This is a genomic window from uncultured Gimesia sp. (genome assembly GCF_963972345.1).
In the GTDB taxonomy this organism is placed as follows: Bacteria; Planctomycetota; Planctomycetia; order Planctomycetales; family Planctomycetaceae; genus Gimesia.
The window spans coordinates 14,210-34,650 of sequence record NZ_CAXAVM010000065.1; the positions used below are offsets into that span (position 1 = coordinate 14,210).

Annotated in this window: 16 protein-coding genes and 1 pseudogene; 7 read left to right on the forward strand and 10 right to left on the reverse strand. The window is 48.3% G+C overall.

Annotated elements, in window-relative coordinates; all coding sequences use genetic code 11:
* Positions 1 to 399 precede the first annotated feature (399 nt).
* Complete coding sequence (locus AACZ40_RS12945) at positions 400 to 1,104, reverse strand: HEAT repeat domain-containing protein (protein ID WP_291172790.1); 705 nt, start codon at positions 1,102 to 1,104, stop codon at positions 400 to 402.
* Between the two features lie 448 nt (positions 1,105 to 1,552).
* Here AACZ40_RS12945 and AACZ40_RS12950 point away from each other — a divergent pair, with 448 nt between their 5' ends.
* The 6 genes from AACZ40_RS12950 (at position 1,553) to AACZ40_RS12975 (ending at position 6,888) form a co-directional block, all read left to right on the forward strand.
* Complete coding sequence (locus AACZ40_RS12950) at positions 1,553 to 3,199, forward strand: hypothetical protein (protein ID WP_291172788.1); 1,647 nt, start codon at positions 1,553 to 1,555, stop codon at positions 3,197 to 3,199.
* A gap of 217 nt (positions 3,200 to 3,416) precedes the next feature.
* Positions 3,417 to 4,364: a hypothetical protein gene (locus tag AACZ40_RS12955; protein ID WP_339674605.1), complete on the forward strand. Its 948-nt coding sequence runs from the start codon at positions 3,417 to 3,419 to the stop codon at positions 4,362 to 4,364.
* A gap of 20 nt (positions 4,365 to 4,384) precedes the next feature.
* Positions 4,385 to 5,644 carry a cbb3-type cytochrome c oxidase subunit I gene (locus AACZ40_RS12960; protein ID WP_339674607.1) on the forward strand — a complete coding sequence of 420 codons (1,260 nt, stop codon included), beginning with the start codon at positions 4,385 to 4,387 and terminating at the stop codon, positions 5,642 to 5,644.
* The gene (locus AACZ40_RS12965) at positions 5,641 to 5,796 is read left to right on the forward strand and encodes a hypothetical protein (protein WP_291172784.1); all 156 of its coding nucleotides are present in this window, start codon (positions 5,641 to 5,643) and stop codon (positions 5,794 to 5,796) included. Before AACZ40_RS12960 ends, AACZ40_RS12965 begins: the two co-directional genes overlap by 4 nt.
* Positions 5,797 to 5,812: 16 nt before the next feature.
* On the forward strand, positions 5,813 to 6,157 hold the full coding sequence (locus AACZ40_RS12970; RefSeq protein WP_291172782.1) for a cupin domain-containing protein: 345 nt from the start codon (positions 5,813 to 5,815) through the stop codon (positions 6,155 to 6,157).
* Positions 6,154 to 6,888 (forward strand): hypothetical protein, encoded by a 735-nt coding sequence (locus tag AACZ40_RS12975; protein WP_291172780.1) that lies wholly within the window; start codon positions 6,154 to 6,156, stop codon positions 6,886 to 6,888. Before AACZ40_RS12970 ends, AACZ40_RS12975 begins: the two co-directional genes overlap by 4 nt.
* 241 nt (positions 6,889 to 7,129) lie before the next feature.
* Here the strand turns inward: AACZ40_RS12975 and AACZ40_RS12980 are convergent, their stop codons facing one another.
* From AACZ40_RS12980 to AACZ40_RS12990, 3 genes and pseudogenes are all read right to left on the reverse strand, one after another.
* Positions 7,130 to 7,831, reverse strand: a complete 702-nt coding sequence (locus AACZ40_RS12980) for a response regulator (protein ID WP_291172778.1) — start codon at positions 7,829 to 7,831, stop codon at positions 7,130 to 7,132.
* Between the two features lie 672 nt (positions 7,832 to 8,503).
* Positions 8,504 to 8,613, reverse strand: a pseudogene (locus tag AACZ40_RS12985) (transposase); the annotation flags it as partial.
* Between the two features lie 664 nt (positions 8,614 to 9,277).
* Positions 9,278 to 10,750, reverse strand: coding sequence for a hypothetical protein (locus tag AACZ40_RS12990; RefSeq protein WP_291172775.1), 1,473 nt, complete (start codon positions 10,748 to 10,750; stop codon positions 9,278 to 9,280).
* 449 nt (positions 10,751 to 11,199) lie between these two features.
* On the opposite strand from AACZ40_RS12990, the gene AACZ40_RS12995 reads away from it, so the two are divergent.
* A complete protein-coding gene (locus AACZ40_RS12995; RefSeq protein WP_291172773.1) occupies positions 11,200 to 11,967 on the forward strand; it encodes a thioredoxin domain-containing protein in 768 nt (255 codons plus the stop codon).
* Positions 11,968 to 12,490: 523 nt separating this feature from the next.
* Here the strand turns inward: AACZ40_RS12995 and AACZ40_RS13000 are convergent.
* From AACZ40_RS13000 to AACZ40_RS13025, 6 genes are all read right to left on the reverse strand, one after another.
* Entirely contained in the window at positions 12,491 to 12,862 is a 372-nt protein-coding gene (locus tag AACZ40_RS13000) for an STAS domain-containing protein (protein WP_291172771.1), read from the reverse strand.
* Positions 12,863 to 13,122: 260 nt separating this feature from the next.
* A complete protein-coding gene (locus AACZ40_RS13005; protein WP_291172769.1) occupies positions 13,123 to 16,236 on the reverse strand; it encodes a type I restriction endonuclease in 3,114 nt (1,037 codons plus the stop codon).
* A 133-nt stretch (positions 16,237 to 16,369) separates the two neighbouring features.
* Positions 16,370 to 17,500 carry a Fic/DOC family N-terminal domain-containing protein gene (locus AACZ40_RS13010; RefSeq protein WP_291172766.1) on the reverse strand — a complete coding sequence of 377 codons (1,131 nt, stop codon included), beginning with the start codon at positions 17,498 to 17,500 and terminating at the stop codon, positions 16,370 to 16,372.
* 58 nt (positions 17,501 to 17,558) lie between these two features.
* Complete coding sequence (locus AACZ40_RS13015; RefSeq protein WP_291172764.1) at positions 17,559 to 18,407, reverse strand: GIY-YIG nuclease family protein; 849 nt, start codon at positions 18,405 to 18,407, stop codon at positions 17,559 to 17,561.
* Positions 18,404 to 19,729, reverse strand: coding sequence for a restriction endonuclease subunit S (locus AACZ40_RS13020; protein WP_291172762.1), 1,326 nt, complete (start codon positions 19,727 to 19,729; stop codon positions 18,404 to 18,406). Before AACZ40_RS13020 ends, AACZ40_RS13015 begins: the two co-directional genes overlap by 4 nt.
* A partial coding sequence (locus tag AACZ40_RS13025; protein ID WP_339674610.1) for an N-6 DNA methylase occupies positions 19,726 to 20,441 on the reverse strand: 716 nt, incomplete at its 5' end. The genes AACZ40_RS13025 and AACZ40_RS13020, both read right to left, overlap by 4 nt.

Below are 20,441 nucleotides of genomic sequence, written 5' to 3' on the forward strand. Positions count from 1 at the left end.
GTCAAATTTCTAATAAACAATAGTCTAAATGATTGAACCGGAAAAGTAAGAGCAATTCACGACACCTTCGACAATCGCACTGAAGGGAGTATAACGCGATTGATTCTCAGACGATGGATACTCCTACAGCTGGAGCATAAGGCGGCAGACCCCTATAATGCCCTTATGGTGCAGTTTGGTCGCAAAAATCTAGCGACCGAATCAGAAAAAACATGGGGCTGGTAAAGCGTGTTCTTGTGGGACCTGACAAAATATGTCAGTGGATGAAAATCAGGGATCTGTGAACAGCAGCCTGATAAAGAAATCTCTCCAGAAAAATCATGTTCAATCTCTGAGAGAGCAGTGAAAGATCTTCGACTGAAATGGGATTAGAGATCCAATTTGACCAGCACATGCGAACTACAGGGGCTGTTCCCTTATGTATCCCACGGACTCCTGATTGCCACGGATGCGTGTCAGTGCGTTTTTTGCTGCCAGACGCGTATATTGGTACTCCGATCCAACAGCAGTGTTGAGCGCATCGCATGCAGACATCGCCGGTTCACCAATCCGCCCAAGACGCAGGGCTGCCCAATTCTGATTGTGGCGTGAGTCATGCAGGAGTGTTTCTATAAACACCGGAACCGTGGCGGGGAGATCATGTCCAAACTCCTCCAGCGCTGATGCTGCGGCAAACCGCACAGAAAGGTCTGTGTCTGACAGGCATTCGCGAAATCGATTAATCATTAGATCTGGTGACTGGGCCCAATCGGGCAGTTGCGGATTTCGGTCATCCAGCACCTGTTTTGTTAATCGGGTTGTTGTGCAGAAACGATTACCGGATTCCATGAGTAACCAGATGGCCTCCCGTCGATAAGCGGCATTCCCAGACTTGAGTTGAGTCAGCAGAAACGGCACAGCAGCAGCGCCCAGGTTTCGGATCAGAACTCCCGAAGCATCATTGACAGGCGCCTTGGGGTCCAAACGTAATTCAAACACGCGTTCCAGATAAGGGACAGCGGCCTCTCCGTGGGCGATTAAATTACGAAGCGCTTTCCCTCTAATGAGCCAGTCGGTTTCATCGAACAGGTGTTCGATAATGCTTTCAAGTGGCTGATCATCCATAGTTTATATCCATGTTCTGCAAGTTCATGGTCATGCTGGTGGACAAACAGCATTAGGCTGTGTCCCTTTTTACTAAAGCGTCTGCAGGGCCATTTGTGCCGAACATTATCCGCACTGACTGAATTATGCTCTCTGACCGTTGTTTCCATCCAGAAGAAAACGAGCAAATCAGGCACACATTGAAATTTGATCATTCAGATACAAAATCAGCAAATAAAAAAAGCCCTAAGTTGTGAAACTTAAGGCTTTTTAAAATGAGGGCGCAGGGATTCGAACCCTGGACCTACGGATTAAAAGTCATCGAGATTATGCATATTCTAGCTGGAAAATGGCGGTTCTTGTACCTAAATGATTTCAAAAAAGGCACGAATTAGGTACAACACAATCAGGTACAGAACACCGTTCCGAATTTAAATTAACGTGTATCTGATTCAGGAAGCGCATTCATATGACAAAAATCCAAGTCTCTAAATCAAACGGCAAGCCCAGAAAAACAAGTGTCAAGACGTGGGCAGACCGACAAAAGGCCGCGGGGGCAAGACTCGAACTATCGCAGCATAAGCCCCGCAATCAATGGAAAAAAATGGTGGATGGAAAATTCTACTATTTCAAGCACCCCATTACTAAAGCAGGCTATGAATCAGCATTGCGGGAATGGTTAAACCTAAAAGCAGAAATGGATTTCGAGAAGCCTTACCTGGCTTTGATTCAGCACCATATTGACATATTCAAAGCAGTACAAAATTATTTTGATCATGCTGTAGAGCAAACCACCAAAGAAAAGAAAATGGCACAGCAGGTTGATCAGTTTATTAACTGGCTTGAAGCCGCTTTTGATGATCCAGATCAATATATTCCAGAAGTTGATTCTTCAACATCTCTGACTCAGGATGAAATTGAAGAATTCGAGATTGTCAAACCTGATATAAGCCCGGAAGAAAACAATTTCAGGTGGGCGGCGATGAGCGCATTGAGAGGCAAGAGTGAACTCGCAGATAACATAGTACGTCGTTATTTTGGAAAAGATCATATTGGCACTATGACATTTCAGCTTCCAGAAGAATGGAAGGAAAAAACAGAATTTACAGAGTCTCCTGAAAAACTCCCACAGACAGTAGGCTACTGGGTTGAGGATTATTTGAAGGCTAAAGGTAATCAGGCTTTAAATGGTGAGATTGAAATCAGCACTTTCAGAGATGCTAAAGAAAGACTTGGCAAGTTTAGTGAGTGGATTGGAGAAAAAACACTAATTGAAAAAGTGGGGAGTGAAACACTTAAAAAATATCACAGCTATTTGTCAGAATCTAAGTATGCGAATAAGAGTTTGTACTTTCAGTTCTTCAAAACATTCGTTGTCTATTGCGTGTCAGAGGAAGCCTGTTCTTTAGAGCACCTGCCAAATAACATTACAAGCAGGCTCTTTGTTTTTCGGTCTAAGAACAAAAAGAAAATAGCACTTGCCAAAAGCAAGTATGAAAAACTTTGGACCAAAGCAGACATTCAAAGGGTTATCGGGAAAGATTCAAAAGTTCCTGAACGTTATCAGTGTTGGATTTTATTGATGTTAAATTGTGCAATGACACAATCAGACTTAAATGATTTGAAGCGGGACGAAATCGACCTGAAAGAGGGGAGAATCATCAGGATCAGAAAGAAGGCGGAAAAATACCCTAATCCACCTGTAGTAAATTACAAACTCTGGGACATCACATTAAAGCATTTAAAAAAACAGATGGCAGCTTGTACAGACGAAGAGTATGCTTTGCAATCCACCAGATCGGCCAGGTTAATTTCTGAGTCGATTGCGGTAGATAAAGATAATAACATCGTTTCCACCCGATCAGATAACGTTTGCAGGTGGTGGGATAAAAACAGAAAAGAAATCGGCTTTGATGGCCTCCAGTTGAAGTATGTAAAAAAATCAGGCATAACAGCTCTAACTGAAAATATTAAATATATGCATTTAGATCAGTTATACTTAGGCCATTCACATAGAACTCTTGCTGATAGAAATTACAATTCAAAAGGTGGCAGGGCTTATAAACCTCTGGACGATGCAATAGCTTTCATCGGTAAACATTTTGGTTTAAAGTAAAATAATAAACGAGGCAAGCAATCCTGTATGAATCTGGTGAATTGAATTCCACCTTGCCGATTAGTAACAGCCCAACTACCGAAGGTCACTCAAGGATGTCGTCAGCCAGTGCAAGAACCATGATGCAGTCGATGGCTTTCCACTCTGGTTGGTACTTGATGAAGTTCGGAAAAACAAAACGTCTGATGTGTGACACCAGTGGCAAAGTGAGGAATACATGAAACGATTATGGATGGCGTTTGTGGTCGTGATGGTCTTGTCATTTCTGGTTCTTGGCTGGATCGGAACACGCATCTATTCGGAGATGCCGCCACTCCCTCAGCGGGTCGTCACGACGGACGATCAGATCCTCATTGACAGTGGCGAGATCAGTGCAGGTCAGAATGTCTGGCAGTCGATGGGTGGTATGGAAGTCGGTTCCATCTGGGGGCACGGCAGCTATGTCGCCCCCGACTGGACGGCGGACTGGCTCCATCGGGAGGCGATCTTTATTCTTGACCGTTGGTCGAACGCCGATTACGGCAGCAACTTCGAAAAACTCGATAACGAACAACAGGCTCAACTCGTTGCTCGTCTGACCAAACTGCTGCACACGAACACTTACGATTCATCTACCGACACGGTCACGATTGATCCCATTCGAGTTGAGGCGTTCGAGTCCAATCTTGCCCATTACACCGAAGTCTTCTCGAAAGGCAACGCCGACTATGCCATTCCTGCGGGGGCTGTCTCCGACCCAGATCGGCTCCGCAAGTTGTCGGCATTCTTCTTTTGGACTGCATGGGCTGCATCCACCGACCGTCCGAATGACATCAGCACCTACACAAACAATTGGCCCCATGAACCGCTGATTGGTAATCGTCCCACCAGCGACACAATTGTCTGGACCGGCGTCAGTATCATCATGCTGTTGGCGGGCATCTCAGCGATGGCCTGGTGGTACGCCTCGAAGCAAAATGAGCAAGAGGAGCCAACTCCCCCGGAGACCGATCCACTGGCTCTGTGGGAGGCTACGTCATCTCAAAAGGCTACAATCAAATATTTCTGGGTTGTCTCGGCTCTGATCCTCGTGCAGATGCTGCTGGGAGTCATCACGGCTCACTACGGAGTAGAGGGGGCGGGTTCTATGGATTTCCGCTCTCCGACTGGCTGCCATACAGCGTGACTCGCACATGGCACGTCCAGATGGGGCTGTTCTGGATCGCCACGGCTTGGCTGGCAGCAGGTCTATTTATTGGCCCCCTTGTCAGTGGTGAAGAACCCAAAGGACAGCGGCTTGGCGTGAACATCCTGTTCGGTGCGTTGCTGCTTGTGGTGATTGGCTCCCTCACCGGCGAATGGCTCAGCATTCAGAACAAGATGACCGATAAGGTTTCGTTCTACTTCGGTCATCAAGGGTACGAGTATGTCGACCTGGGGCGGGTCTGGCAGATCGCCCTGATGGTCGGACTACTGCTCTGGCTGTTTCTGATGATCCGTGTGCTGCTTCCCGCCTTACGCAAAACCGGCGAGACCAAGCAACTGGTCGCTCTGTTGGCGGTCGCCACGGGAGCGATCGCCTTGTTCTACGGAGCGGGGCTGACATGGGGACAGCACACGCACTTGTCGATGGTCGAATACTGGCGATGGTGGGTCGTTCACTTGTGGGTGGAAGGCTTCTTCGAGGTTTTCGCCACCACAGTCATTGCTTTCATCTTCATGCAGCTCAATCTCATACGACCGGGTATTGCTGCGGCAGCAGCCCTGTTGTCGGCCACGATCTTTCTTTCAGGCGGTATCATCGGCACCTGCCACCATCTCTACTTTTCAGGAACGCCGGTTGTTGCACTGGTCTGGGGATCGGTGTTCAGTGCGCTGGAGGTTGTACCGCTGGTCTTGGTTGGCTTCGACGCCACCGAAGACCTGCGACGATCCCGAACGTCACCGTGGGTCCAGCGGTACAAGTGGCCGATCTATTTCTTCGTATCTGTCGCTTTTTGGAACATGATTGGAGCGGGATTATTCGGCTTCATGATTAACCCGCCGATTGCCCTGTACTACATGCAGGGGCTCAATACGACCCCGCTGCACGGCCATGCCGCCTTGTTCGGTGTGTACGGAATGCTGGGTATCGGACTGATGCTCGTTTGCCTGCGAGTGCTGATTCCCGGCAGAGAATGGAGGGATGGTCTGCTGCGGTTCTCATTCTGGTCGTTGAACGGTGGTTTAATGGCAATGTGCCTTCTGAGCCTGTTACCAGTCGGCCTCCTGCAAACACAGGCTTCCGTTAAACACAGCTATTGGTACGCCCGCAGCAGCGAGTTCATGCAGACCGACTTGATGCAGACCTTACGCTGGATGCGAGTTCCCGGCGACACCGTGTTCTTCCTCGGAGCCGTCGCCCTTGTTTTGTTTGTCGCAGGTCTAAAAACCGGGCACTCGTTCAAGAAGGTTGAAAACACATGACCGAATATTCTCTGGAAACTTCTGTTCCTGATGGGGGCTTTGGCTCCTGCGGTGGAAAATCGCAGGGTCTTTCAGAGCAAAACATGCTGTCGAAGCTTGACGAAGTCATCAATGGTGGAATCCAAACCACCAATCCATCATCACCAAACTAGAAAAGTAGAGGCATTTATGGCTATTCCCCACGCACAACCCGGCGATGTAATCGATGTACGGCCCCTGGCGGACCAGTTGGTAGCGTCCAGAACCAAGACGCTCCTCAAGACACCACACATCGAAGTGATTCGCATGATCCTTCCGGCAGGCAAAATCCTGTCAGAACACAAAGCCCCCGGCGAGATTATTGTGCAATGTCTGGAAGGGGACATCACGTTCACAACAATGGGAGAACCCAAAAAGCTGCGGGCGGGTGACATGCTCTATCTGGCGGCAGGAGAACCCCACAAGCTTGAAGCCGTCGCAGATTCTTCCTTCCTGCTGACGATTGCCTTACAGAGCGGTGAGGCGACGACATGAAACGACTGCTTCGCATCGATTGGGATGTCATAGCGGGAATCACAGCCGCCAGCATCGCTATCGTATTGCATCTTCTGCACGTCGTCGATGTCGAGGTTCTGTTCACAATTGTGCTTGTCCTGCTGGCACTTCTCTTGTTTCGAGATTTACGGCGCGAAAGCCATGACGAACATTTGGACGAAACCGTAAATCAGATCAAGGGTGATGTCAAAAGTATCGAATTGTCACTTGAAACACCCGCAGCAGTGCTGGTTGGTCCTCGCTACCTGCGATCCGAAAGTCGCAGATTTGTGGAAACGGCCCGTGGCGAAATGGTGTGGTTTAATGTCTGCTTCTTGATGTTCCGGTCGCAGGATGTTTTTGACCTGTTGTTGAAACCAGCCATCGAAAATCCCCGTGTGAGATCAATTCAGTTCATTTCCAACGAGGGTGAAAAAGAACTGTGGGAACAAAACATGTTGCCCAAGATCGGTGAGTGCGATGGAAGTGGAAAAGTTCTCGAACCAATCTGGCGGACTCTACCACAGACCGTTTCATTCATCTTGGCTGAGACAGAACACAAAGGTCAGACCGAAGCCCTTTTGAGTTTTTGGGGTGAGCCGTTTATGGCACGCACCGTTGACAAGCAGGTACCACGATATGTGTTCTGGGTACATGGTCACTCCGATCTCGTGGCTCAGTTGGTGGACGTGGAACGCCAGCATCGTATGCAGGTTCACTCGTCAAAATAGAACCACCCTGGTAAGACCTGTCTAATTAAATCAGAATAACACTCTTAAAGTTCTGCTTGATTTGGGTTAAGCAGAGCTTTTTTGTTGTGATTATCGATGCATTTCAGGATACTGTAATATATTAGAGCAAACCTGATGACTCATTATTTTTGAGTCTCTTGTAAATTCATATGCATGATTACTACCGCTTTGTTGGGAACGATATGGCAAACCACATGATGCGTTTCGGAGGATGGTGAATTTATTTTCCGGTTCTATCGGCTAAGTTTACCGTTGGAATGTTTTTATTATTAAAATTCAGCCGACGCTGGGTGAGTTGTAGTTTCGTATTTAGCTTGGCAAGATCGATGACATGATCTACTCCAAGTTTATCCAGAATCGCCTTTCGACGCATTACGATGGTTCGCTGTGACAGTTCGAGAGAATGGGCGATGATCTTGCTTGATTTACCCTTGAGCAGAAGATCCATCACTTCCTTTTCGCTATCAGTTAATGTTGCTATTTTCTCTTGAATTTCTTGAGACCATGACCGTGCCTTGCGGTGCTCAGAATCGATTTTGATGGCTGCGATAATAGAGTCCCACAACTCCTGCTCAGGATAAGGCTTTTTGATAACTGACAAGGCCCCTTCTGACATCGCATTGACTGTATTGGTCACATCCACATATCCAGAAACCACAATCACTGGAATATCGTAACCGATTGTGTGCATGTTTTTAATTAGTTCGATGCCATTACATCCCATCAGTCGCAAATCAGTGAGGACGCAACCACAGATATTGTTTTCGGTTTTCTCCATGAATGCTTCGGCTGATTCGTATGAATTCGTTATGAAACCCATACAGTCAATTAGATCTGCAACAGAGGTTCGAACGGAATCATCATCATCCACGATATAAACACTCGGTTCATAATCGGGTGGTAATTCTAACGGTGTTGGCATACTCCATGATTCTCCTTGCTTTAATCCGTATTTTCGTGACACGAAAATAATCAGTTTGGTAATGTACCAGTAATGGTATATAACCAGACTATTCAGGACAGAGAACTTGCCGAGGTTGAGATGGAGAATCGTCACATATCATTAGAGACTGAATTCGACTATTTTTTTGTCCTGTGGATGGTGCGGGTAGTTACATTCAAGTGAGGTTCAAGATGCTATTGCGGATTGATTTCTGAATAATCTTCCTTATTTATGTCTGGTCGGAATATTGTATTTAAATACGATCTTTTTTTGATCACTTACATTCTATCGCCCCATCAGTAGTCTGCGTACATTAAATATCCAAACATCAATCGTTGTGAATATGAACTATTGAATAAAGGTCTACCTTTGACGATTACGTGGATCGGTAGTTCGTTTTGTCCTTCTTAATTAGGAAACCGAATAATTTTGATGCATTTTTGCAACAATAATAATACTGCCTATTAAATACAGAGGATTACCTCCTGTGAGTAATCATTAAATTGCTCGGTGCAAAGCAACAAACTTTCTGTAAATCCCTGGGGCCTTCGGTCTCTACGATCAGTATTAAATTGTCAGGTATTTCATTCAGGTTTCCCAGTCATCGCTGAGTTCCACCCGGACCGGGGTCAGCAGCCTCAGCAGCGACTAATCATTGGGAAACAGTCCCGCCCGCGGGTGCGCCGTTTTAATTCCTTGTTCTGGCGTTCCAGCATGTTCGTAGTTCGCATCCGCTTGCGATGTCCGGCAGGAATAGCGAATGCCGTCAGTCCTACCCGGATGTTGGCTTTCGCTCAATTCGTCAGTTTCGGTACTGTTTTATCATGATAGGTGACGAACCGTTTCGGTTCCTTCAACGCATCATCCAAATCTCTGGCGGTAAAAATATTTCGTATTTCATCGGCAACCTGTTTACGCAATTGAACTTTGGGAACAATTGCATTGCGTTTTGCATCAAATGAAACTGGTAACGCTGCAAGGGCGTTCCAGCTAGCATATTCTGTCGGGCCGCATTCAGCCCTTCGTGCCCATCACTGACGATCAGCTTCACGCCATGCAGCCCTAAATGAGTCAATTTATTTAAGGCTGTTACTGGACGTCGCACCAGTCAGCATGGTAGACCGGCACAACACCACGGTGCCGCAAGATCTGCTTAATGAGGCTGTACTGTGGTTATGCTTCAGGAAGAAGGCTTTCCTGACATTGCAGGAATGACAAAAATTCACATTGCAGGAATGACAAAAATTCGATTGGTAGTGATGACTCCTGATAGCGCAGATCCCAAAACAGAAGTACTGGAGTTCAAGTGCTACGGATTTAGCAAATAAGCTCCTCACCATCAGCTGAGTGCATTTTATCTGCAGAAGTGATTGTTTTATCAATCAGTTTTATTCTGTTCAGTTCCTGGTTCGAAAAGTGAACAGATCAGGGTGTCGGCTCGTCCCACAGGCGGTTTATCGCTTTAACAGTTTCTTCGACCAGTGTCTGTCCCCCTTCAGGGCCTACCAGATTGCTTTGCACGATGGCGCTGTAGCCTCCGCCTTCTGCAGCGCGCCTGGTGGGAACATAGCCACCCGTCTTGCAGGCCAGCTGAATGACAAAGGTCTGGAGGGCCTTGCTGCGGGCTTTCATCTGAATGCCATACATGGTGAAGAGCTCGAACGGATTATTGCAGATGGCGATATCGCCCAGTCGAATCGCGTGCAGTTCGATCGGATACGTCTGATCGGGCTTTTGTGTTTCATATCTCTCTATGACGCCTTCGTACCATTTGCGTTTTCGCATTGTATCTTGTCCCGCCTGTTCCTGTTTCCCTAAATCGGCGACGACGGCTTTGGATTCGAGGTATTCGGCTTTGGTGACCCGACGGGCGGGGAGATTGATGGTCTGGACGGTATGCTTGAAAACCACGTCTTTGTGAATGTCATTTTTTGCTACTGCATGGGCTTCATTGACAGCCAGTGTGATGCGGCGGGCGATTTCCTGCATACGGGTTAATTTGCGGCCTTCCCGCATCCGGTCTTCTGCGGCTTTGCGAAATCGCAGATGCGGTGACTGGTCGCCGGCGGCACCGATCCAGCCTGACAACTGAAGCTGGTCGCCATACTGATTTCTCAACTGCAAACGGACTTCGTGCCAGAAATCGGCGTTGACCGCTCTACCACTTTCCACTTCCTGAGCAGGGCAGGCGACATTAACAGCCGTCGCGATGAGTTTGTTCTGTTTGTCCCAGAAAAACAAAACTTCGATACCATGATCTTCATACCCTTCGATCCCGCGAAAATTGGAGCTGTTGGTCGGGCCATACATGCGAGAGTTTCCGTCTTCATAGAGCGTACGCCTGTTATACGCGATGACAGCGTGACCCATGCCCCAGCTGACGCCCCCCTCCTCACGATTTATCCAGGCAGTCGTGGCGGCTTCTGCCAGACGTGTTAACAGGAATTCCACGTATTCCTTTGGCTGCATAACGCCTTCGGCTGGAATTGCATAGACGCCGTCGGTGGTCACGGGAGCCGTATGTGTATGGGTGGCGTTCAGAAACAGCTTGTTGATATCCAGGTCAGGTAACTGAGATTTTAAGCGGCTGCGAAGCTGATCCTGTACGCCTGCGCTGATTCCGACCAGATCACAGCTGATGATTAGCGCCTGGTCTTCCACCTGATCTGCGTTACGGGTTTCCAGCGCGAGCGCCGTGGCGGTGACGGGGGCTTCCACCTCTGTTGCGACTCTGGTGGCGAACTGGCCTGAGATGGCGACCGGCTGATCGGGAGTGATGTTGACATTCGCCGCTCCAATCCAGATTTGTCCGGCAGTCGATTCCGATATGAAAAACGACGAGAACAGACAACACAGTAGAACGGAGATGAGTGGATGATTCAGCGTGGAGAAATTCATGTGGTGCCTCGCTTACAGGGGTATTCAAATTGATTCGATGGATGCCGTTTACTTTGATGATTATGGTGAGAGTCTCTTGGATCATGGAGAGAGTCATCGTAAAACATACTGTAGATGTTCTACGGTATCAGTCACTCAATAGAAACAGTCTACCGATGTTGTTGGTGTATTTGTATCTGAATGAACATCGCATTTCAAAAATGAATGTACCAGAATCCCGCTCCGTTCTCCTTGCACAATCAGTGGTTAAAGCATAGTTTGAGTAAAACCTGTTCCGTATTACCCACCGGGCCTGATGAACGGCCTTGAAAACCCTTTGCTATTTAATCATTGCCCTGCAGACCCCTGCTGCATGTGAAATGTATACTGATGTCCTTGCTCTGTTTCCGAGTTCTGGTTGTTTTCTGGAGTCTGACCTTGATTTCAGCTGTCGAGGCGAGACCATGAGCATGGCGAAGAAGGACACGATCATGAGCACGAACACGGAGAAGAGGGGCATAACCTGCACGGTTTCTGGTGTGCTGAACATGGTGTTCCCGAGGAAATCTGCGCCCAGTGTAGTACCAAACTCGCCGCTGATTTCCAGAAAAAGGGAGACTGGTGCGAAGAACATAAACGTCCCGATTCGCAGTGCTTCATCCACCATCCTGAATTGGAAGAAAAATTCATTGCTCAATATGAAGCCAAGTTCGGAGAAAAACCACCTGCGCGCAAGGATAAATAAGATCCGCCAGCAGATGAAAGCGGAAGTTCAACAGAGAGACAGCCAGGTGACCCGCCCGATTTCAGGCGGGTTGCCTGTTCCGTTTTACGCTGTCGCACTGCTAGTATGCGCGTTGACTTCTGGCTGCCAGAATACAGCTTCAGATCTGTCTCTTTCGAGTTTGCCTGAGGTTACAGATTTGGATTTTCAACAGACGGTCCTCGAGGCTGACCAACCGGTGCTGGTGGAGTTCTGGGCTCCCTGGTGTCGCCCTTGTGTAGAAATGACCCCCATCCTGGAACAGGTGTCAAAGCAATATGCGGGACGCGTGAAGATCCTCAGAATACGCATCGACGATAATCCAGCCACTGCTGCTGAATATGAAATCGATTCTCCACCCGCGTTCATTCTGTTTCGCGAGAGAACAGTTTTCAAGCGTCGACTCGGCAAACAGAGCCAATTACAGCTAACCGGTCTGCTTTCGTCGAGTCTGCCCGAAGAAATTATCGAATGACTACATTGGCCATGGTTGTTGATGCTGGAAGAGATTCTCTACCGGTTTCGAGTCGCATTTATCGTGTGCATGAATGGAAATTATAGTGTCGACCGGTCAGTCAGCTATGGCATCACTGAAACTCAATATTAAGAAAAAACCCGCCCAATATAGTTAGCGCTATTAATTGGGCAGGTCCGTTACTCCGAGACTATGCGAAAGGAACGGAGTAACTAGATCGCATCACATTTAAGCATAGCGCCTTTCAATCTAATATATTTGGTCCTAATGGACCTGGAGACGCGACAGTAAAACTGGACACAGTCTAACTGTAAGGCTAAGAATCATTGTGGATAAACAACGTAATAAATGCAATAGCTTTATAATATGCCTGCTTTCTGATTGTATTCTCTCATTTTACACGCCAAATGCTCTCCCAAAGTAGGCCTGCTTTGCACACCAATCTTCATTTCATCCGGTGAGACTCTTGAAATAATATACGGGTAATTCCACGGGAATCCATATAAACCAGGAAGTCAGAGGTTTATGATTTTTTGATGATATAGTTAATGGCTTCTTCTCGGGTATCAAATAGAGGCCAAAGAACTCCTACTTTGATGCACTTAAGAATATCTTGCATGTTCTCACAGGCATTGCAGCAGACAGCCTGTCCCCCAGTTTGTCTGGCCTGCTGCAGGAGACGAGTAATCGAGTTGATGATGACGGAATCCAAATAATTGACTTTTGAAAAGTCGATTATCACATTTTTAATTTCAGACGAATTGAGGAGTCTTAATATCTTGTTGGATTCAACCTGGACGTTGCTGTATACAAACTGCAGTGTCGGTCCCTGAGGTATCACAACCAGATTAGGGGTACTCAATTCAAACTTAAATACTTCAAAGTTCTCTACCATGAATCAAGTTCATTTTCTTGAGGAGCAGTAATATCTGAGAGGTCAAACTACCAGATTGATTTAACAGGCGTTTCTATTCTTTTGTGGAGTGTAGCCAATTTGAATAAAATCATCTGGTTTGAAAAAGAAAAAATGAGTTATCTCGGTGGTGTGGTCATAGGGGCACGGCGATCTATACATTCCAGAGAACCACAATCAATAAACGATACGATAATCCAGATTGTTAGTGAAAAATCGATTGTTATATTCCCTTTTATTGCTTAAGCACTCGTTGACCGTTCGCGTAATGCTTCATACAGGTTGGTGTGATTTAGCAGGATGTCTTTCAGTCCCTGTTTGATTTTCTCTGAGTTCAGTGCCTGGGTGCTCATTTCGTTGTGGGCGTCCAGGGCGTTCATGATGGCTTCGGTCAGTTCTGAACCCAAGTCAGGAGAGTTCGCGAACTGTTCTTTCGAATTACTGCCTGCCTGTTTGACCAGGGTTTCCGATTCAAGCAGTTTTCCGAGAATCACATTATTCACATAAACCAGCTTATCGTTCTCGCTGAGTTCGCCGGTAAACAGGTCATTTACCTTTTCGATGATTTCGCTGAGTCGGGCTTTCAGCTTCTCCTGAACGGCACCACTGCCCGCTTCGGAGATCGGGTCCAGCTGTAAGCCGTCTTTGTCGTGCAACTGCATCTGCTGTTTGCCGCGGTTTTTCAGATTGTGGTGAGTCAGCTTGACCTGTGACAGATCCACGCCTTCGCGCTCGCGTCCGAATTTCAGCAGCCGCCGTAGATGCCGGTAGAAAATCGAGCGTTTTTCGAAGTCCGTATTCCCATAATCAAAGATCTGAGACAGGAACGTATAAGCCCGGAGATAAGTCTGCATGTCTGTTTTGAACAGCTGGAGTGCTTCCATCCTTTCTTTGGCGGCTTTCGCTGTCTCGTCGTCGTTGTTCTGTCTGGCCAGATTGAAGTCTGCTTTCGCGTTCTCATACTGTTTCAGCAATCGTTCGGCCACTGGCTTGATGGCGGCTTCCAGCTGGCTCTGCTTCGATTTCGGGTTGAGTTCAACATTCACCACCCGTTCGACTTCAAAATCGTCATAGTAGCCGGTCGCGTCCAGTTTGGAGCGCAGATCCAGTATCAGGTTCGGGTCGGTCACATCAGACAGACTGGCTGTCGTGTAATAGACTTTGAACGAGGCCAGAATCTCTTCAGGATCATTCACAAAGTCGAGTACATAGGTATCTTCCTTGCCCGGATAACAGCGATTGAGCCGGGAGAGGGTTTGAACTGCCTGTATCCCGTCCAGTCGTTTATCAACATACATACCACACAACAAAGGCTGATCGAAGCCGGTCTGAAATTTGTTTGCCACCAGCAGGATCTGGTATTCGTCCCCTTTGAAGGCTTCGCGGATGTCGCGTCCTTTCAGACCAGGGTTGAGTGCCTGACTGGATTCCTTGAACGGTTCGGGGCCGGACTCTTTATCATTAACTTCCCCGGAAAAGGCGACCAGTGTTTTGAGCGGGTAACCTTTCTCTTTGATATACTTTTCAATGGCCAGCTGCCAGCGGACCGCCTCCAGGCGACTGCTGACGACGACCATTGCTTTGGCTTTCCCTCCCAGTAGCATGGCGACCGTTTCCCGGTAATGTTCGACGACAATCTGAACTTTCTGGGAAATGTTGTAGGGATGCAGCCGGACCCAGTTCATCAGGCCTTTCATCGCGGCGCCGCGTTCGACTTCCTTGTCGTCAAATTCTTCGCCGCCGTTCGCCAGTTTATAAGCCAGCTTATAAGACGTGTAATTCTTGAGGACGTCCAGGATGAAACCCTCTTCAATCGCCTGTCGCATGGAATAGACGTGAAACGGTTCCGGCAGGTTGCCCTCGCCCGCGGGTAAACTGGGATCAGGACGCCGCCCGAACAGTTCCAGCGTCTTGGCTTTGGGGGTGGCAGTAAAGGCGACATAGGTGATACCTTTCTCACTTGCGCGGGATGCCATCTGCGCCGCCAGAATGTCTTCGCTGCTGATCTCGCCCCCGTCGGCAACGGCTTCCTGTTCCTCTGCCGATAACAGCTGTTTCAGTTTGGAAGCAGCTTCCCCCGTCTGTGAGCTGTGCGCCTCGTCGGCAATGACGGCAAACTGTTTGCCCTGGGTGGCTGCCAGTTCGCGGACTGCTTCCAGCGCAAACGGGAACGTCTGGATCGTACAGACGACAATCTTTTTATCCCCGGACAGGGCTTCTGCCAGTTCTGAACTCTTGCTGCCGCCTCCCCCCTTAATGGTGGCGACGACACCCGCTGTCCGTTCGAAGCCGTAGATGACATCCTGTAACTGACCATCGATCACTTTCCGGTCAGAGACGACCAGGACCGTATCGAAAATCTTTTCGTTGTTCGCATTGTGCAGGTCTGCCAGAAAATGAGCCGACCAGGCAATCGAATTGGTTTTTCCCGAACCGGCGGAATGCTGGATCAGGTACTTCTGACCGGGGCCTTCGGTTAAGATCGCCGCCTGCAGTTTGCGGGTCGCGTCCAACTGGTGATAGCGGGGGAAGATGTTTTTTGAGATCTGTTTTTTCTGATCCAGTTCGGCGACCATATACCGCCCGAGGATTTCCAGCCAGCTTTCCCGCTGCCAGACCTGTTCCCAGAGATAGGCGACCATATAGCCGTCCTTGTTGACCGGATTTCCCGCGGCACCATCATTGCCCAGGTTGAACGGTAGAAAATGGGTTGCTGTCCCTGCCAGTCGGGTGGTCATCTTCGCTTCCCGGCTGCTGACAGCGAAATGAACCAGAGCGCCCGAGGGGAACGACAGGAGCGGCTCGGCTGCCTGCCCTTTCGGCGCGGGATCGCGGTCATGGCGGTACTGATCGACGGCATCTTCGATGCTTTGTGTGTTATCGGTTTTCAGTTCAACGGTCGCGACCGGCAGACCGTTCAGGAACAGAACCAGATCGATACTTTTTTCATTATGCAGAGAGTACCGCACCTGCCGCACCACCCGTAGCCGGTTGGCGGCGTAATGTTCCATGATCTCGGGGTTGATGGCCAGCGCGGGTTTGAATTGCGCCATCTTGAGTTTGTGGCGCATCCCCAGTACATCGAAGCCCTGCCGCAATACAGAGAGAGTCCCGCTCTTGTTGAGTGCGTCCCGCAATCGGTTGAGTAACGCCTGTTCTGCTCCGGCGCCGTGATTCTTGGTGAGAACTTCCCAGGCTTTCGGCTGTGTATCCTGCACCCAGGCGACGACATCCGCGGGATAGAGTGCCCGGTCCCGGTCGTAATGATTCGCGTCTTTGTCGGCAAACAGCCAGCCCGCCGCGGACAAGTCGCTGCAGATTTCGTCTTCGAATTTTATTTCTTTGTATATATTCAAATGTATCGATCCAATGTAGGTGAATACTTGGTCTTTGTAGCTCGTCAACTAACAACAAAACCTCTTGTGGATCGTTTACCTGGAAATACGAGCCACAATGTGTTTTGTGGATTACTGAAGAGTCACAAAAGATTTATAGGATTTCTCTTCCTTCAGCGATATTTAATAGCTCAGAAAACGCATAAACAGCAGGTCTTCTCCCCCTGCCTTCTCTTACTGTAAGTAGGATTTTAGCGTCTTTTAGCTTTCTTAATGCTGCCGTAGCCGTCGGTTTGGGTATCTGGGACCGTTTGCAAAAATCTGCAGACTGAAAAATGGGCCGATCAAAAATCGCATCTAAAATTGCAAGTGCATATTGAGAATGAGTAATGTCAGTAATTCGGCTTTTCATTTTTTCATACAAATTGAGAATTCCGCGTACCCTCGTTGTATTAGACAAAGACTGCTCTGTAACCGCACCGAGAAAAAATTCGACCCAGCCCGTCCAATCACGGTGATCACTAATTCCTTGCAGACGGTCATAATAAGTATCGCGATTCGCTTCGAGATATTCGCTCAAATAAAACATGGGTGTTGCTAATACCTTCTTTTGAAACAGGAACAAGGGGATCAGTAGGCGACCAATACGTCCGTTTCCGTCTTTAAATGGATGCAGTAGTTCAAACTGAGCATGGACGATCGCACATTGAACTAAAGCGTCGATATCTTCACCCGCAATATATTCCTGCCAGCCGATTAGGTAGTCATTGAGTTGTAGTGGTGATGGTGGTACAAACTTCGCCTGCTCGATGGTGCAACCATGAGAACCAAGCCAGTTTTGATCTTTACGGAAATCTCCAGGAGATTTATTTGCGCCGCGCACACTATCCATTAACAGCTTGTGCATCTGCTGAATCAACGAGAGCGAAAGTGGGTATGTTTTCAGTGTTTCAGATGCCAATGTCAAAGTCTTGCGGTAGTTGACGACCTCTTGAATGTCATCGGTTTTGTTCTGATCGAATTCCATACCGGCTTCATATTCAAGGACTTCATCAACTGTCGCCTGTGTTCCTTCGATTTTTGATGACAGAACAGCTTCGCGGTTCGTTAATGGTGAAAGCATCACAGAAGGGTTAACGACACTTTGAAGTAAGCCATCATACCGCGCGATAGCAGCGTTTGCCGGTCCGATTCTTCGAATTAATCGTGAAATATCCAGCACTTCAATGGGAAGAGGATCAGGCAAATAAGGATTCATTCTATTTGCACCTTGTTTTAATTTCATCTATTGAATTTAGTTTCCAAGTATCGCTTTAAACTTTAGCTAATAGCTAAAAATCTTTCTATTGTCGTTTCAGTTCATCCAGCGTTCGCCCAGCTTTGTCTTTCCAGACCGTCCAGCCGTTGACGTTACGACCGACCAGTGCTGCTGCTGCGCTGCTGGGGGATTTGAAAAGGTGATCTTTCAGAAAAATAATTCTGTTGCCCTCAATTTTGCAGATCTTGTTTTTTACCAATTTCTCTCTCATGCTCTCAGAAAATCTGCGACTGGGGGCCGATTTTCTTATCAGTCCTGATGACCCTTTCAGAACGACAAATCCCTCTGTCGTGTATTGTCCCCGACCGTCCGTTTCTGATGTATTACAGATCAGGATTGAGTCTTTGTCCGATGATGTATTCGAGATGACGGGATCGAAAACCGGATAACCCAGGGTGGCCAGCAGTGTTTTGGCGGTGTCGAAGATTTCCAGACAGTCCGCTTCTAATGGGGCTGGTGTGTGGGGTTGGCTGCCACTGTTGCCGTTTTCGTCTGCAAAACGCTCTGCTTTTCGGCAGGCCTGCAGGCAGTACCATTCCAGAAAGACCGCGTGTGTCTGAGTCATACTGTTGGTTCGGGAGATGACGACCAGTGCCCGTTCCCAGAAATCCTTTTTGTTGTTGTGTGTTGCCAGTCGTGTGCGGAGATCTCCTGTCTGACCGATGTAGACAATGGGCTCGTCCCCCTCTTCGGATTCACCGAACAGGAAGTAGACGCCGACCTGATTACTTTCTGGCATCTGGAAAAAGTCGCTCAATAGTTTGCGCGGTACTTCAATGACCTGCAGAATCCGCGTGGTGATCTCGGCAACTCGAATCCCCTGGGGATCGCCCCCCGGCAGAAAGATCTGAATGGTTTTCGGTGTCTGGTTCATGCTGTCTCCTGTGCTGCGTATCCACGGACATCGATTTTGCCGGTGACTGCAGCGGAGATCAGAGCGGTGCAGCGTTCCTGCAGGAGTTCGATTGCTTTTTCGGCTTCCGCCTGCAACTGGTCAAATGTCCGTACCCTTGCTTCCAAGTACGTCAAGATTTCCCACTGTTCGGTGAGTGGAGGAAGAATTACGTAAGTTCGTCCGAGTCCCTCGCAGTTCATGTTGTAGTTGCCCGCTGAAGTCCGGGCACTGAGCGTCAACATTTCGCGAGTACATGATGCGTTCATAACGAGGTTCAAATATGCAGGTACAACATTTGGGCGTGGCTGAATCTTGATTAAATACGAGGCAAATATACATTTGCATTGGCTGGTAAAAATTGCACTTTTGCCAACCAACTGCGGATTGCCATTCGTCCGAACGACTAAAATGTCATTTTCACTAAGGATGTAACGGTCTTCGTCTTCAGTAGAAAAGTTTGCGTATTTAAGGTCAGTGAAATCGACATAGCCATCTTTAATGTTTGGAATACGAAGAACCGGAGTGCCTTCGTCCTCTTGATTACAGTCTGACGAAGTGCCATACATGAATCCGTCCGCTAAATGTTTGATCCTTGTTAACGTCCAATGTTCCGGTACATCGCCGAGCCATTCGATGCCGCTGTCTTTCATGGGGGCGTTGGGGTTCAGGCCTTTGGTGACCGCGTGGCTGATGACCGCCTGCCGCTTTTCCTTCAGCAACTCAATCAACCGCCGCTGCTCCGCCACCAACGCGTCAATCTTAGACGTTTCCGCATCGAGGAAATTCGCGATGGCGGTTTGTTCCACTTTTGGGGGGAAAGGCATTGGTAATTGTCCCAACTGATCGAAGTAAAGCCGAAGCCTCATGTCCATGATTCCTCGTGAGTACTTACGGAACTCGGTAAAGCAAATACCACAACGAAAAAGGTAGTGATAATACTTCGGATTCAGTGGTTTTACTTGTCGAAGAATGTCGTATGCTGGACTTGTTACACCGTCATAATCTGACATTCCGATTGCCCCCATCCATGCAAGAAGCTTATTAACGATCAAATCGCCCTTCTTCACTAACCAATATCCGTCAGTTGTTGAAGCTCTATTACCTCTTGCTTCAAGGTCTTTTCGTGGTCTGACGCCTATGTCTGTATAGATGGAAAGTAATTCGAAATCATTATTGTTTGGAGCTGACTCTGCAGTTAAGCGAAAGAATCGCTTGGTGGGTAAAATGTCCCAATGCTCAGGGACCCCGCCCAACCACTCGACATCGCTGTTCTTGTATGATGGATATTTTGGAAATTTCATTTCGATAAGTCCCCGATCATGGTGAGGATTTTATCTGTGACGGCTTTCAGTTCGGTGTCGATTTCATCCAGTTCGCGGGGCGGTTTGAAGACGTAAAAATGCCGGTTGAAGGGGATTTCGTAGCCGATCTTGGTTTTCTCGTGATCGATCCAGGCATCGGGAACATGGGGCAGAACTTCCCGCTGGAAGTATTCGTCGACATCTTCACTGAGGGGGACGTCTTCGGTATCCCGTAGACTGGTGTCGATTTTGGGCTGGCCTTTGCGTTTGCCTTTGGTCTCTTTCACAATGTTGCCCCCTTCATCCCGTTCGGGGCGTTCGACGGTGATGGTCTGATAGCCGAAGTCAGTGGTTTTGAAAATCCGGCTGATCGGAGTACCGCCTGTCGTGGCTTTTTTGGCGTTGCCGAACAGACGCGTAATCTCGTCGATATGCGCGGTGCTGAGTTCCTTGCGTTTGCTGCCCAGGCTTTTGCGCATCTTCTGCCACATCGCGCTGGCGTCGATCAACTGGACTTTGCCTTTGCGGTGTTTCGGCTTTTTATTGGAGACGATCCAGATATAGGTACTGATGCCCGTGTTGTAGAACATATCAGTCGGCAGGCCGATGATGGCTTCCAGCAGATCGTTTTCGAGGACATAGCGACGGATTTCGCTTTCCCCGCTCCCCGCGTTGCCGGTAAACAGCGGGGACCCGTTGAGGACGATACCGA

Coding starts and splice junctions, on each gene's coding strand:
- AACZ40_RS12960 (WP_339674607.1), top strand. CDS start 4,385: ATGGGGCTGTTCTGGATCGCCACGGCTTGGCTGGCAGCAGGTCTATTT.
- AACZ40_RS13000 (WP_291172771.1), bottom strand. CDS start 12,862: ATGGTAGAGAACTTTGAAGTATTTAAGTTTGAATTGAGTACCCCTAAT.
- AACZ40_RS12990 (WP_291172775.1), bottom strand. CDS start 10,750: ATGAATTTCTCCACGCTGAATCATCCACTCATCTCCGTTCTACTGTGT.
- AACZ40_RS12950 (WP_291172788.1), top strand. CDS start 1,553: ATGACAAAAATCCAAGTCTCTAAATCAAACGGCAAGCCCAGAAAAACA.
- AACZ40_RS12970 (WP_291172782.1), top strand. CDS start 5,813: ATGGCTATTCCCCACGCACAACCCGGCGATGTAATCGATGTACGGCCC.
- AACZ40_RS12965 (WP_291172784.1), top strand. CDS start 5,641: ATGACCGAATATTCTCTGGAAACTTCTGTTCCTGATGGGGGCTTTGGC.
- AACZ40_RS13020 (WP_291172762.1), bottom strand. CDS start 19,729: ATGAAATTTCCAAAATATCCATCATACAAGAACAGCGATGTCGAGTGG.
- AACZ40_RS12980 (WP_291172778.1), bottom strand. CDS start 7,831: ATGCCAACACCGTTAGAATTACCACCCGATTATGAACCGAGTGTTTAT.
- AACZ40_RS12955 (WP_339674605.1), top strand. CDS start 3,417: ATGAAACGATTATGGATGGCGTTTGTGGTCGTGATGGTCTTGTCATTT.
- AACZ40_RS13015 (WP_291172764.1), bottom strand. CDS start 18,407: ATGAACCAGACACCGAAAACCATTCAGATCTTTCTGCCGGGGGGCGAT.
- AACZ40_RS12945 (WP_291172790.1), bottom strand. CDS start 1,104: ATGGATGATCAGCCACTTGAAAGCATTATCGAACACCTGTTCGATGAA.
- AACZ40_RS13010 (WP_291172766.1), bottom strand. CDS start 17,500: ATGAAATTAAAACAAGGTGCAAATAGAATGAATCCTTATTTGCCTGAT.
- AACZ40_RS12975 (WP_291172780.1), top strand. CDS start 6,154: ATGAAACGACTGCTTCGCATCGATTGGGATGTCATAGCGGGAATCACA.
- AACZ40_RS12995 (WP_291172773.1), top strand. CDS start 11,200: ATGGCGAAGAAGGACACGATCATGAGCACGAACACGGAGAAGAGGGGC.